Raw genomic sequence first — 13891 nt, 5'->3', positions numbered from 1 at the left:
GGGTCCCTCCGTCATACGGGCGTCTCGAGGAGGGCCCGCCGCGGACGAGTCCTGCCGCCGCGGGCTCCTGCCTCGCCGGTGAGCTTGGCATTTCACGGGGGTGTGAGGAGCCGCAAAGAGGGGGATCGCACCTACGCCTTTCGGTCATCCCGGCCGTCTGAAGTCCAGGCACACGCGGCCGCACCGCGGAGCGGGACGCGCGTCAGCGCGGCGCCTGTCCCGCCAGGGGGGAGGTCTCGTCGACGAACGTCATCTTGGCGGCGAGGCGCGCCGCCAGGATCCGTCGCCGCGCGGTGAACAGGGGCCTGAGGAGGGCGCTGCCCTTCAGGAAGGCCGCGATCCTGGAGCGGGACGTGAAGATGGTCGACTCGAAGGGCTGCCGGGAGACGGCGTTCGGGACGAGCGCGCGACCGCGTGTCAGGGCGCCGCGCTCGAAGAAGTAGCTCCAGTTGTCCGACGTCACCGCGACCGGTCGGTTCGCGCGCAGGATCCCCTCGGCCGCCGCCCGGGTGATGACGTAGGCCGCGGCCGTGCCGAGGCTGCTCATGTCCATGGGCAGGCACAGCCGGTGCTCGCCGACGGTCACGGCGCCGACCGAGCTGAACGCGCCGACCGTCTCGGCCCAGTTGAAGAGCAGGACGACGTCGCCGGGCCGCAAGGCGGCCTCGATGCCGGCCACGATCTGATGGATCTGCGGCGGCAGGACGACGTCATCCTCGACGATGAGGGCGTGGGGCAGGTCGAGCGCGATCATCCGCTCGTAGGCGCTCATGTGGGACAGCGCGCACCCGATCTGACCGGCGGTCAGGTCGGGCTGGAACGGGGCGTTCGGATCCGGGACCGGGCCTTCGTAGCCTGTGATCTCGCAGTGCCGCCCCCAAACGGCGGCGAGGTGCCGGGTCAGATAGGCGTGCCGTTCGCGGAACCGGGGCAGGGAGATCCCGAAGCAGTACATCGTCGTCACCTCTGATGGGGCCTGTCCGACCGGCCGCGGCGACCGCGTTCGGCGCCCGTGATTCTTCCCGATCAGGACCTTCGACCCCGATCGAGATCTTCGACGCCGGCCGTTCGGGGCCCCGCCGCGGGTCGGGCGCCGCTCAGGGCTGGCGGGTCAGTCGCGGGTGATCGGTTCGCTCCCGTCGATGGTCGGTGACCGCACCACCGGCAGGATCGCCGCGAGGAGGAGCTGGTGGAGACCGTGATTGACGAAGAGCGGGCACTCGAAACACACCAGGACGAAGAGCTGGCTCATGAACAGGATCGGCCAAGCCTCGACGTAGCCGGAGGAGCGCGCGAAATCGGCGATCACCCGGCGTGCGGTGTCGAGCAGCGCGACCGTGAAGAGGATCACGCCGACGATCCCGAACGCCACGGCCGTGTCGATGAAGTTGTTGTGGAAGAACCACAGCTTCTGCTTCATGACGAAGTGCAGGTAGGCGGCCGTGGTGACCGGGCTCTCCCAATAGGCTTTGTAGCCGATGCCGATGAGCGGCTCCCGCCAGAACTGGTCGAGGCCGAACTGCCAGAGGACGGTTCGGCCGGTCAGCGTGGTGTCCTTGCCGAGATCGGACAGAAGGCTCGCCGAGATGTCGGCCCCGCGCGCGGCGGCGACGAGGATCCCGACACCCGCCAGGGCGATGGCGATGCCGAGGCAGAAGCCGGTCACGTGCTTGCCCTGCCGCCACGCGAAGATCGCGGCGAGCGGCATCAGCCCCGCGGTGGCCGCCACCAGGGCCGTGGCCGAGTGCGTCGCCAGGAGGAGCGCCAGGGCGAGACAGAAGCCGAACGCGGTCAGGAGACGGTTCCATCCCTGCAGGAAGAGGCAGGCCGCGCAGAGGATCTGAAGGCTCGACAGGGAACCGAGGACGTTCTTGTGCGAGTAGATCCCGGCCCAGTTGCCGTCGGTCCCGCGCGTCAGGGCCGGCGCCGCCACCGTGAGGAAGGCCGACAGAAGCTGCCCGGCCAGCAGGCCCAGGAAGACGATCCTGACCAGGCGGGACAGACCCATGGTCGTCCGCAGGGTGATGCCGGCCACGATCGTCGCGAGCAACTGGAGTCCGTGATAGGCGGAGAGGCCGGGCGTCAGGGACCAGAGGGCCGACGCGATCGCGAGGAGCGGCCAGCTGAGCAGCAGCAGGCGGCTGCCGAACAGGGTGGCGACGAGGTCGCGGCGCAGGACCAGGAACGCGAAGGCGATCAGGTCGGTGCCGATCCAGACGGCCTTGTCGACGCCCGGCAGCTTGATCTGCTCGCCGACCACCGGCGCGAAGAGGAACAGGACGATCCACGCCGCGGCGGCCACGCCGAGCCGGGGCATTGCGTCGACGCCTTCACCCGCGCCCCCGGCACCCGCCCAACGGTGATCCGGCCCGTACGGCCCGAGCGGCGACCACGCGAGGCCGCTCGCATGGCCCGGTCCAAGGCTCGCCAAGTCTCGTGGAAACGCCATCGCTCGATCTCGGACGCCCGGGGTGAGGCAGTGTCCCGTCCGCCCTGCGGTCGGACACCGCTCGGGGCTGCCGCGGACACGCCCCCTCGCGAGTCGACGCTAGTCCGGGCATTCCGAACTCAGAACTCGACCAAACGAGGTAGCGGCGGCTCGCGGAGGGCGCGGGCCCGGAAGGCCGCGACGGGACACGCTGCCGAAGCGACCGCCGTGGCGGGATAAGATGCCGCAGCCCGTGTTCGCAGCCGCGACGTCGAACCGACCATGCCGCTGCGGGTACTGTCTCTTTATCATACGATTCAAGCTTGTCCGACGCTCCGCAATAGCGCGATCGGCAGGCAGCATTTCGCGGAACTTGGGACTCGTGGCGGAACTCCTGGGACGATTAGGCATTTGGCAGTTCGATAAATCCTGGAGGAGCGTTTGATGAAGGTCTCTCGTCTGTCCGGCGCGGTTGCGCTTCTGGCCCTGATTGCCGGTCCCGCCCTCGCGGCGCCGTGCAACACCGGAACCACAAAGTCGAAGACCCCCGATCAGCAGGCTTCGAATCCCAAGAGCTCCGACGTCGACAAGTCGAGCAAGAACCTCGCTGGCGGCAACCAGCCGGCCTCGCCGGGCACCGTCGGCGCCATGAACAACGCGGGCGCCACGCAGACGGCCGATCGTCAGGCGCAGACCGACGCCGGCTCCAAGTCGAATTCGACCGACCCGGCCGCCGCGAATCTGGCCGGTGGTCAGCAGCCGGCTTCCCCCGGCACGGTCGGTGCCATGAACAAGGCCGCCGCCGATCGGCAGACTGCCCCGGTATCCGGCGACGATTGCTGATCTGACCCGACCTTTCCCGGCACGTTGAGAGCCCGCCTCGCACCGTCGAGGCGGGCTCTCGCGTGCCTGCCCGCGCTCCGGACAAACCCACAGCCAGACTCCCGCCTGACGGTTTGAGCCGGCCACGTTCGGGTGTATTCGGCACCGAAACCGGGTAGATTCGGCAATCGGGCCAGGGGGAGGATCGCGACGTGAGTGGTCGCCGGGCGCTGCTGCTCATCGGAGGGATCCTGCTGGCCGCGGCCGGTCTCGCTGTCACGCCGACGGGCGAACGCCTTCGCGCCGATGCCGGCCCGGTGGTCGCGGAGGTGCGGGCGCGCGTCGCGGCGCTGATCCCCGCACGGCGGGACGATACGTCCACGGCCGCGCAGCTGCCGGCGCCGCGCACCGCCATCGAGGACGGCCGGACCCTGGTCCGGCTGACGCCGGCCGAGCGCGCGCGGATCGGTCTCGTCGCCGAGGCGCGACCCGCCATCCTTCACCGACAGGAATTGACCGCCTACGGCAGCGTCCTCGATCTCGCCCGCATCACCGAACTGACCAACAGCTACGCGGGCGCCGTGGCGGCGCTCCAGACGGCCCGCGCCCGGGTCGAGGTCTCGGCCAGCGCCGCCCGCCGCGCGCGGACTCTCGGGGCCGGGGTGGTGGCGGTGGCGCAGATCGAGACCGCCGAGGGCACGCTCCTGACCGATCAGGCGTCGGTCACCGCGGCGGAGTCGCAGGTGCGCACCCTCGCGGCGACGGCGCGCCAGGAATGGGGCCCTGTGCTCGGCAAGGCGATCATCGAGCGGTCGCCCCTGGTAACGCGCCTGATCGAGCGGACCGACTTCCTCGTGCAGGTGACGCTGCCACCGGGGGAGACTCTGCCGGAGGCGCCGCGGGCCGCTTTCGCCGAGGTGCCACCGCAGAGCGAGCGAGTCGCCCTGCGACTGGTCTCGCCGGCGACGCGGACCGATCCGCGGATCCAGGGGCAGAGCTTCTTCTACCTCGTCTCCGGCGACAGCGGCCTCCTGCCCGGGACCAGCACGATGGCGTTCCTGGCGGCGCCGCGGGCGGTGAAGGGCGTGCTCGTGCCGGAGGACGCCGTCGTCCACGGGGAGGGCGGGACCTGGGTGTATCGCGGGGCCGGCGACGGCGCCTTCGTGCGCCATCCGGTGCGGCCGGACGCCCCGATGTCGGCCGATGCCTTCGTGGTCGAGGATCTGCCGGACGGCAGCGAGATCGTGCTGCGGGGCGCGCAGGCCCTGCTCTCGGAGGAGATGAAGAGCCGCATCCGCGTCGTGGGCGACGACGATGATTGAGCCCCCCGCTGCCGCCGGCCGCGGCGGTCCGCAGGCGGCCCTCGTCGGCTTCGCCGTCCGGTTGCCCAAGGTGGTGCTGGCGCTGGCCTGCGCGGTCCTGGTCTTCGGCCTCTACGCCCTCGCGGGGGCGCGCTACGACGTGTTCCCGGAATTCGCGCCGCCGACCGTCACGATCCAGACCGAGGCGCCGGGCCTCGATTCGGAGCAGGTCGAGGTGCTGGTCACGCAGCCCGTGGAGGTGGCGGTCGGCGGCCTGCCGGGCCTGGAGACTTTGCGCTCCACCTCGATCCAGGGCCTGTCGGTGATCACCGCCGCGTTCCGGCCAGGCAGCGACGTCGACCGGATCCGCCAGCGGGTCAACGAGCGCCTGGCGGCTCTCGCCGGCCGCATGCCGGACGGGGTCGCGGCGCCCGCCATGACCCCGCTGACCTCCTCGACGCTGACCGTGCTCCTCGTCGGGCTCACCTCCGAGACCCGCGACGCCATGGACCTGCGCCAGGTCGCTGAATGGACCGTGCGCCGACGTCTCCAGGGGGTGCCCGGCATCGCCCAGGTCTCGCTCTACGGCGGGGGCGTCCGCGCCCTGCAGGTCCAGGTCCGCCCCGACGACCTGATCCGCTTCCAGATCGGCCTCAACGACGTCCTGGCGGCCGCCCGGAAGGGGACCGGTGTGCGCGGGGCGGGATTCGTCGACACGCCGAACCAGCGCGTCCTGCTCCGGACCGAGGGGCAGTCGCTCACCCCGGAAGCGCTCGGGCAGATCGTGCTCCACAACGACGGCGGGGCGAGCGTGGTCCTCTCGGACGTGGCGACCGTCACGGCCGCGCCCGAGCCGGCGATCAGCGCGGCCCTCGTGGACGGCAAGCCCGGCGTGCTGCTGATGGTCGGCGCCCAGGTGGGCGTCGATACACGCGCCGTGACTGCCCGCCTGGAGGCGGCCCTCGACGAGTTGCGGCCGGTCCTGAAGCGCGAGGGCGTGAGCGTGCGGGCCGACCTGTTCCGGCCGGCGAACTTCGTGGACGTCGCCACCGGCAACGTGATCCAGGCGCTGGCGCTCGGCGGCGTGCTGGTGGTGGTCGTGCTCCTCGTCTTCCTGGCGGACTGGCGGGCCGCGCTGATCAGCGCGACGGCGATCCCGCTGTCGCTGATCGCCGCCGCGCTGGCCCTCCAGGCCTGGGGCGAGAGCCTCAACACGATGACGCTCGGCGGGCTGGCCCTGGCCATCGGCGAGGTGGTCGACGACGCGGTCATCGGCGTCGAGAACGTCTCGCGCCGGCTGCGGGAGGCGCGGGGCGGACGGCGCGGCCTGCCCCGCGTGGTGCTGGCCGCGATGCTGGAGGTGCGGACCTCGGTCGCCTACGCGACCCTCGCGGTGATCCTGATGTTCCTGCCGGTCCTGGCGCTGACCGGCGTCGCCGGCCGCCTGTTCGGGCCGCTGGCGCTCGCTTACATCGCGGCCGTCGTCGCCTCGCTCCTCGTGGCGCTCACGGTCACGCCGGCCTTGGCGCTCCTGCTCCTCGGAGGCCGCATGGCGCGCGACACGGGCGCGGCGCCGCCCGACCCGCCCGTGGTGCGCTGGAGCCGGGCCGCCTACCTGCGGTTGCTCGCCGGGATCGGGCGGGTGCCGCGGATCGCGATGGCGGGCGCCCTGCTGGTCACCCTCGCGGGGGCCGCCATCCTGCCGACCCTCGGCGCGGTGTTCCTCCCTGACCTGAAGGAGGGGCACATGATCCTGCACATGGTGGCCATTCCCGGCACCTCCCTGCAGGAATCGCAGCGGCTCGGGACGCTGATCACCGGTGACCTGAAGGACATATCGGGCGTGCGCGCCGTGGCGGCGCAGATCGGACGGGCCGAGGCCGCCGAGGATACCGCCGGGCCGCATTACAGCGAGATCCACATCGACCTGGAGCCGGGCCTCGACGGCGCCGCCCAGCGCCGGGTCGAGGCGGCCATCCGGCAGCTGATCGCCGGCTTCCCGGGGGCGGCGTTCTCGCTGAAGACCTTCCTCACCGAGCGCATCGAGGAGACCGTCTCGGGCTTCACCGCGCCGGTCGTCGTCAACGTGGTCGGCAGCGACCTCGACCGGATCGAGGCCGTGGCCCGCTCGGTGGCGCAGGAGCTCTCGGAGGTGAAGGGCGCCCGGGATGTCCAGCAGGCCTCGCCGGCCGGGCTGCCGCAGGTCACGGTGGCGCTGCGACCGGTGGACCTGCGGCACTGGGGGCTCGATCCCGTGGAGGTGCTGGAGGCGGTGCGCACAGCCTACCAGGGCGACACGGTCGGTCAGACCTATCGCGGCAACGCCGTGTTCAACGTGCTGGTGATCCTCGACGCGCGCGTGCGGGACCGCCTCAGCGCGGTGGGCGACCTGCCCCTGCGGGCGCCCGGCGGACGCTACGTCCGGCTGTCCCAGGTCGCCGACGTCTACGAGAGCGCCGGACGCTACCAGGTCCAGCACCTCGGCGCGCAGCGGGTGCAGGCGGTGACGGCCAACGTCGCCGACCGCGACGTGGCGGGCTTCGTGGCGGCGGCCAAGCGCAAGATCGCCCGCGAGGTTCGGCTGCCGGAGGGCGTCTACGTCACCTTCTCGGGTGCCGCCGAGGCGCAGGCGGCCGCCCGCCGCGACCTGCTGGTCCATGCCGGGATGGCCGGCTTCGGCATCGTGGTGCTCCTGGCCATCGTCACCGGCTCCGCGGCGAACCTGCTCCTGGTCCTCGTCAACCTGCCCTTCGCCTTCGTGGGCGGCGTGGCGGCCGCGGCGCTCACCGGCGGGGTGCTGTCGCTGGGCTCGATCGTCGGCTTCGTGACCCTGTCGGGCATCTCGTTGCGCAACAGCGTGATGATGATCGCCCATTACGAGCAGATGGTCACCCGGAACGGGCGGCCGTGGGACGCCGCCACGGCGGCGGAGGGCGCCGCGGACCGGATGGTTCCGATCCTGATGACCTCCTTGGTCACGGGCCTCGGCCTGCTGCCGCTGGCGCTCGGCGCCGGTGAACCCGGCCGCGAGATCGAGGGCCCGATGGCCCTCGTGATCCTCGGCGGCCTCGTCACCTCGACGGTGCTGAACCTGCTGATCCTGCCGGTGATGGCGCTGCGGTACGCCCGGTTCCGCCACCAGGACCCCGCGGATCTGGAACTGACGGCGGTCGGGTCCTGAGGGCGCGCCCAGCCGGCGCCGGCTGACGGGCCCCCGCTGGCCCTACCACCAGCTCGCACGGGTCTCGGGAGCGGGCGGCCGGCTGCTCGCGGCCGGGCGCAGGGAGTGGTCGAGCGCGGCCAGCACGCGGCGCACGGCCTCCTCGTAGGTCGCGGCCACCGGCTCGCGCGGCCGGGCGAGCCCGATCGGGACGGTCTCGTCGAGGCGCCCGGGCCGCGGGCGCATCACCACCACCCGGTCGGCCAGGGTGACGGCCTCCCCGACATCGTGCGTGACGATCAGGATCGTCGGCTTCGACTCGGCCCAGAGATCGAGGAGCTGGTCGTGCAGCCCCTTCCGGGTGAATGCGTCGAGGGCGGAGAACGGTTCGTCGAGGAGCAGCACCCGTGGGCGCGCCACGAAGGCCCGGGCGATCGCCACGCGCTGCTGCTGACCGCCGGACAGCTCGCGCGGCCAGCGGCCGCCGTGCTCGGCGAGCCCGACGCGCTCCAGGGCGTGCGCGACGCGGGCGCGGCGCTCGGACCGGGACAGGTCGGCGAGGCCGAAGCCGACGTTGCCGGCCACGTCGAGCCAGGGCAGCAGGCGCGGCTCCTGGAAGACGACGCCGACGCTCGGATGGGGCGCGCGGATTGGCTCGCCGTCGACCGCGACGGCACCCGCGCTCGCGTGGTCGAGCCCCGCGATCAGCCGGAGCAGCGTCGTCTTCCCGCAGCCCGAGCCGCCGATCAGCGCGACGATCTCGCCCTGCTTCACCGACAGGTCGATGCCCGACAGCGCCTGCGTGCCGTCCGCGTAGGTCTTGGAGAGGGCGTCGACGGTCAGCACGGGCGTCTCTCGGCGGGCGTGGCGTGGGGATCGCGTCGCGCGGCGCCCTCCCGGCCCGCGGCGCGCGTCCGCACCGGTGCGGCGGTCACAGGCTGTCCCGCACGGTATCCTGCCACCGGGTCAGGGGGCCGGTCAGGGCGACCAGGGCCATGTCGGCCGCCTTGCCGACGAGGGCGAAGGCGATGATCGCCGCCACGATCTGGTCGGGCTTGCTGAACTGCTGACCGTCCACCAGCAGGTAGCCGAGCCCCTCCGAGGCGCCCATCAGCTCCGCCGCCACGACGAACAGGAAGCCGAGGCCGAGCCCCGTGCGCAGGCCCACCAGGGTCGCCGGCAGCACGGCCGGCAGCAGGATCCGGCGGGCGAGGGCGAGCCGCGACAGCCGGAAGATCCGGCCGACCTCGACCAGCTTGCGGTCCACCGAGGCGATCGCGCCGGAGACACCGACATAAACGGGGAAGAACACGCCCACGGCGATCAGCAGCACCTTCGGTGTCTCCAGGATGCCGAACCACAGGATGAAGAGCGGCACCCAGGCGAGCGACGGGACGGCCCGCAGCGCCTGCAGGCTCGGGTCGAGGAGCCAGCGCAGCGGCGGGACCGTGGCGACGAGGGCCCCGGCCAGGATGCCGGCCGCCGCGCCGCACAGGAAACCGAGCCCGACCCGCACGAGGGTCGCCTCGACATGCATCCAGAGGTCGCCCGAGACGGCCAGCGCCCAGAGGGTCGCGGCGATCCGGCTCGGCGGCGGGAGCAGCCGCCCGGACGCCGCCCCGCTGGCGACCGCGATCTCCCAGCCGATCGCCAGTATGAGCGGCAGGAGCAGGCCCAGTCCGGCGCGACCGCCCCGCCGCAGCAGCGGCACGCGGCCGCTCACTGTCCGGCGACGGGATTGAAGCGCGTGTCGAGCAGGCCGTCGACGGACGCGGACACGTCGGTGCCCGCCGGGATGATCCCGGCCTGCTGGAGGGCGGTGCCGGCCGCCTTGATCGACTGCGCCTGGGCGGCGCCGATCGCCGGCTGGGACAGGTCGGTCCGCTCGAGCTGCCGGGCGATCACCGGCTCGGGCAGCTTGGTGGCCGCGACGAGGGCGGCTGACAGGGCCTGCGGGTTGGCCAGGGCGTGAGCGCGCGCCCGCTCGTAGGCGGCGATCACCGTCCGGACGAGGTCGGGATGGGCCGTCGCGAAGTCCTCCCGGACGTCGAGCAGACCCCAGGTGTTCGCCGCGGCGTCGCGGTAGAACAGGACGTCGCCGTTCTCGATCTCGGCCGCCGCCATCATCGGGTCGAGGCCGGCCCAGGCATCGACGTCGCCGCGGTCGAGGGCGGTCCGTCCGTCCGCGTGCTGCAGCAGCACGAGCTTGGCGTCGCGCTCGGTGAGGCCGGCGCCCTGGAGCGCGCGGATCAGGAAGATGTGCGGGTCGGTGCCCCGGGTGACGGCGACGCGCTTGCCCTTCAGGTCGGCAGGCTTGGTGATGCCGCTGTCCTTGCGGGTGACGAGCGCCGTCCACTCGGGGCGCGAGTAGGCGTAGATCGCCTTGATCGGGTTGCCGTTGATCCGAGCCACGAGGGCCGCGGCGCCGGCCGCCGACCCGAAATCGATGGCCCCGGCGTTCAGGAACTCGAGCGCCTTGTTGGAGCCGAGCGACTGGACCCAGCGGACCTTGATGCCCCGCGGCGCCAGCGCCTCCTCGAGGAAGCCCTTGTCCTTCAGGAGCAGGCCGACCGGGTTGTAGGTCGCCCAGTCCAGGCGGATCTCCTTCGGATCGTCGGCCCGGGCCTCGCGCGTCGCGAGCGCGCCGATGCAGGCCAGGGCGACGCTGGCGGCCAGAAGGGATCGGCGGGTGGTGCGCATGGTCGGGCCTGATGTCGTGGCGAAACGGAGGGCGGGGTGCGGGGCCGGCGCGGGGCAGCGGACCCGCGTCGCGGCGCGGTCCCGAGCGGTCTCGTCCGGGCGGCTGGGTTCAGGGACGCGGCGCGGTCGGCGCGTCGATCGGACGAACGTGTCCGGTGCGTGCGAGATCCGGAATGGCCCCGATCCCGCGACCCGCGCCGACACGTTTCCCGGCTCCGGGATCGCGACCGGTCCGCCCCTGCGTCTTCATCGTACCTGCGCGGCCCTCAGCGTAACTGTGAATACAAGATCCTGTCGGCCGGTCGCGGAGTCAACAAAAGGGCTTTCTCTACTTGGCGGTGCCGGAGCAAGAATTTTCGGTCGTCCGACCGGGGACGAGAAGAATCTACGCGCCGCGCGGCGGCACCGCGCCTCCCGCACTGTCGTGAGACCGCGGCTGCGGGCTGACACGCCGTTCCGGCTCGACGCAGGCGCGCCGCAGCGCGGGCTGCACGACAGGCGTTGGACTGTTCGAAGCCGTAGCCGAGCGATTTAAGGCAGTAACCGTTGCTGCGAGGCCGAGCGACGTGCAGAGTTCGATGCCCCGGGCGCGCGCGGAGCTCTGCTATGGTCTCGAGAATCGTCGTGATCGGCGGCGGCTTCGCCGGTCTCTGGGCCGCCGCCGCGGCCGCGCGCGCGCGGACCGAGTTCGGCCTCGACGACCGGATCGCGGTCACGGTGATCGCGCCGGACGGGTTCCACGTCATCCGGGTCCGCTGCTACGAGACCGATCTCAGCGCCCTGCGCGTGCCCCTCGACGACGTCCTCGGACCGATCGGCGTGCATCGCCGCGCGGGGCGCGCGATCGACATCGACCCTGCGGCACGCACGGTCACGGTCGAGTCCGCCGCGCCATCCGGCGGCGTCGACACGCTGGCGTATGACCGCCTCATCCTGGCCGCCGGAAGCCTGCTGCTGCGGCCCGATATCCCGGGTATCGGCGACGCCTTCGATGTCGACACCTTCGCGGGGGCTCAGGCCCTATCGGCGCATCTCGATCGCCTCGGCGACGCGGGCCGTCCTGACCAGACCGGCCGCTGGACCGCCGTCGTCATCGGCGGCGGTCTGGTGGGACTGGAGCTCGCCTGCGAGCTGCCCGTCCGGCTCGCCGCTGCCCGCGACCGGGTCGGGGCGACGGGGCCGGTCCGCACCTTCCTGATCGACCAAGCGGAGGAGATCGGGAGCGCCATGGGCGCGGCCGCCCTGCCGGCGATCCGCGAGGCTTTGAGCGGGGCCGGCGTGACCTGCGTCGGCGGTGCGCGAGTCGCCGCCATCGATCGCGCCGGTGTGACGCTGGCGGACGGAACGCACCTGCCCGCCTGGACGAGTGTCTGCGCCACCGGCATGCGGGCGAACCCGCTGGGCGCGACGCTCGACGTCCCGCGCGACACGCTCGGCCGCGTGCCGGTCGACGCCTTCCTGGCCGTCGAGGGGCTCGCCGACATCTACGCGGCCGGTGACGTCGCCTCGGCGGCGGCCGACGATGCCGGCCATCGCACGGTGATGTCGTGCCAGCACGCCCGGCCGATGGGCCGGTTCGCCGGCTACAACGCCGTCTGCGATCTCGCCGGCCGGCCGGAGCGGCGGCTGCGCTTCGCCGCGCCCGACTACGTCACCGTGCTCGATCTGGGCGCCTGGGGAGCGGTCTACACCTCCGGCTGGGATCGCGGCACGCTGGTCTCGTCCGGCGCCGCCGCGAAGGCAACGAAGCGGATCATCAACGGCACGCGGATCTATCCGCCCCTCGACCGCGACGCTGCGGCCATCCTGGCCGCGGCCGCGCCGATCATCCAGGCTGCGCCCGCGACCCGGGCGGGGCAATGATGCCGGCGTGCCTGCGCCGGGTTCGGCTTACCGGTCTCCGGCGGCAGTGACGCTGGCGAAAGCGCTCGTGAGGCGCCGAACACCGCGGACGATCGGACGGAGCATTGTCGAGCCAGCCAGCTCCGACCTGCCGAGACTGATAGGTGTCAATCGAGCCGGCCCGGAGTTCGGCCTGCAGACGGCGGGTTAACTGTCCATTAACCATACCAGAGATTGTATTGCCGTCGATAAAATCCCGCCAGGGTAGAGCCATCATGGTCGCGGCCCCCACAGCCACATGGTCCCATATCCTCACGCAGGTCGCCGACAGCCTGGACCGCTTCGTCGAAGAATCGTCCGCCGAGATCGCGAAGCTCAAGCCTTCCTTCGATACGGTCGGGGTGCCGGCCGGATCCACCGCGCTACACATCGAGGAGGTCGCGCATCCGCCGATCTTGCCGGAACCCGCGGTCAACGACGCGGGCCCCGCGGCGGCCCCCTCAGATCCCGAGGCGGTGTCGGATTGGATGAGCACGCTCGACATCATCAACGGCATGGCCGGCCGCGCCGAAGCGCAGAAGCAGCGTCTGCAGGAGCAGAGGACATCGCACGAAGCCGCCCTGGCCGCCGCGCAGCGCGCGCTGGCGGAGACGCAGCACCGCCTGCACCTGTCCGAGATGCGCGTCCGCGAGGTCGAGGCCCGCTCCGATATCCGGCTGCAGCGAGTCCAGGCCGAGGCCGATGCCCAGGTGCAGGACATCCGCGCGGAGGCCGAGGCCCGGGTTCGGACGATCCGCGCCGAGGCGGAGGCCTGGGTTCGGGCCGCCGAGGAGCAGGTCCGCGTCGCCGACCTGCGCGCCGAAACGGCGGAGAAGTGGCTCGGCCGGATCGACGCGGCCGCCAAGGCCCTTCTTCTGGGCAGCCACGGGCGCCGCGGACCTTCGAGAGCCTGAGGCCGAATGCCGGGGCCGAGCCCGTGTCGGCGCCAGGCCGCCCGCCCCACCGGCGCGCCGCTTCCCGGCGCCGGCCGGAGCCCGGTATCGGACGTCCAGCCCGAAGAAGGATCGTGGCGATTGCCTGTTCGGCCGAAGCCGCGCGCCGGTTCAGCCCGTGGAGCGCGTCGATCCGGCTGGTCGCCGCCGTGGCGGTCGCCGCCGCGCTGCCCCTCTGCGGCTGCGTGTCCACCCCCGCGCCGACCGCCGACATCGCCGTGGCGGATCCTTCGGCGTCGCTCCAGGCGGCGACGATGCGGCCCGGTCCGGACATCGACGCGAGCCCGTCCCGATGGCGCCTGCGGCTCACCCGTCTCTAGGCGCGGTCCGGCCACGGCTCGGCTCCAGGATCGGCCTTCGTTATGCCCTGCCGGCTGTCCGAGCGCGGCGCGCGACGTTCCCGACACGGACTATCTCAACGGAGACGCTGCTACATCGCCGGATCCTGACGTCTGGCGCGAACCCATCGCGCGGCGTGTCGAAGGCCTCGAACCGTCGGCGCGGTGACCCGCGGCCGGTTCACGCGGTGGTGGCCGAGCGCGCGAGGGCCGGCGGGCCGCCACCCAACCGCGGCATCCTCCGGCGCGCACCCGGACCGGGCTGCTGGACCACCCGGGCCGTGCGCCTCGCATCGACGCGCCGGGCG

Annotated in this window: 11 protein-coding genes; 6 read left to right on the top strand and 5 right to left on the bottom strand. The window is 72.5% G+C overall.

What is annotated here, in order from left to right; translation table 11 throughout:
* Window positions 1-202 precede the first annotated feature (202 nt).
* On the bottom strand, window positions 203-955 hold the full coding sequence (locus tag BKE41_RS17800) for a glycosyltransferase family 25 protein (protein WP_012320286.1): 753 nt from the start codon (window positions 953-955) through the stop codon (window positions 203-205).
* Between the two features lie 156 nt (window positions 956-1111).
* Window positions 1112-2317 carry an O-antigen ligase family protein gene (locus BKE41_RS17795; RefSeq protein WP_024829364.1) on the bottom strand — a complete coding sequence of 402 codons (1206 nt, stop codon included), beginning with the start codon at window positions 2315-2317 and terminating at the stop codon, window positions 1112-1114.
* Between the two features lie 555 nt (window positions 2318-2872).
* On the opposite strand from BKE41_RS17795, the gene BKE41_RS17790 reads away from it, so the two are divergent.
* The 3 genes from BKE41_RS17790 (at window position 2873) to BKE41_RS17780 (ending at window position 7732) form a co-directional block, all read left to right on the top strand.
* A complete protein-coding gene (locus BKE41_RS17790; RefSeq protein ID WP_012320284.1) occupies window positions 2873-3271 on the top strand; it encodes a hypothetical protein in 399 nt (132 codons plus the stop codon).
* Window positions 3272-3462: 191 nt separating this feature from the next.
* The gene (locus tag BKE41_RS17785) at window positions 3463-4572 is read left to right on the top strand and encodes an efflux RND transporter periplasmic adaptor subunit (protein WP_029358959.1); all 1110 of its coding nucleotides are present in this window, start codon (window positions 3463-3465) and stop codon (window positions 4570-4572) included.
* Window positions 4565-7732 (top strand): efflux RND transporter permease subunit, encoded by a 3168-nt coding sequence (locus tag BKE41_RS17780; protein WP_070999930.1) that lies wholly within the window; start codon window positions 4565-4567, stop codon window positions 7730-7732. Before BKE41_RS17785 ends, BKE41_RS17780 begins: the two co-directional genes overlap by 8 nt.
* A gap of 42 nt (window positions 7733-7774) precedes the next feature.
* Here BKE41_RS17780 and BKE41_RS17775 read toward each other — a convergent pair whose 3' ends face one another.
* The 3 genes from BKE41_RS17775 to BKE41_RS17765 form a co-directional block, all read right to left on the bottom strand.
* A complete protein-coding gene (locus BKE41_RS17775) occupies window positions 7775-8557 on the bottom strand; it encodes an ABC transporter ATP-binding protein (protein ID WP_024829367.1) in 783 nt (260 codons plus the stop codon).
* Window positions 8558-8642: 85 nt separating this feature from the next.
* Window positions 8643-9422 (bottom strand): ABC transporter permease, encoded by a 780-nt coding sequence (locus tag BKE41_RS17770; protein WP_245295806.1) that lies wholly within the window; start codon window positions 9420-9422, stop codon window positions 8643-8645.
* A gap of 8 nt (window positions 9423-9430) precedes the next feature.
* Complete coding sequence (locus BKE41_RS17765; RefSeq protein ID WP_012320279.1) at window positions 9431-10411, bottom strand: aliphatic sulfonate ABC transporter substrate-binding protein; 981 nt, start codon at window positions 10409-10411, stop codon at window positions 9431-9433.
* Between the two features lie 606 nt (window positions 10412-11017).
* Between BKE41_RS17765 and BKE41_RS17760 the strand changes: the two genes are divergently transcribed.
* From BKE41_RS17760 to BKE41_RS17750, 3 genes are all read left to right on the top strand, one after another.
* The gene (locus BKE41_RS17760) at window positions 11018-12274 is read left to right on the top strand and encodes an FAD-dependent oxidoreductase (RefSeq protein ID WP_012320278.1); all 1257 of its coding nucleotides are present in this window, start codon (window positions 11018-11020) and stop codon (window positions 12272-12274) included.
* A 254-nt stretch (window positions 12275-12528) separates the two neighbouring features.
* Window positions 12529-13206: a cell division protein DivIVA gene (locus BKE41_RS17755; protein ID WP_024829369.1), complete on the top strand. Its 678-nt coding sequence runs from the start codon at window positions 12529-12531 to the stop codon at window positions 13204-13206.
* A 113-nt stretch (window positions 13207-13319) separates the two neighbouring features.
* Window positions 13320-13565, top strand: coding sequence for a hypothetical protein (locus tag BKE41_RS17750; RefSeq protein ID WP_070999929.1), 246 nt, complete (start codon window positions 13320-13322; stop codon window positions 13563-13565).
* Window positions 13566-13891: the final 326 nt, after the last annotated feature.

It is taken from the genome of Methylobacterium sp. C1 (genome assembly GCF_001854385.1).
Taxonomy (GTDB): Bacteria; Pseudomonadota; Alphaproteobacteria; order Rhizobiales; family Beijerinckiaceae; genus Methylobacterium; species Methylobacterium radiotolerans.
The sequence above is the reverse complement of the archived record's forward strand: the minus strand, read 5'-3'. Positions and strand labels throughout refer to the sequence as shown.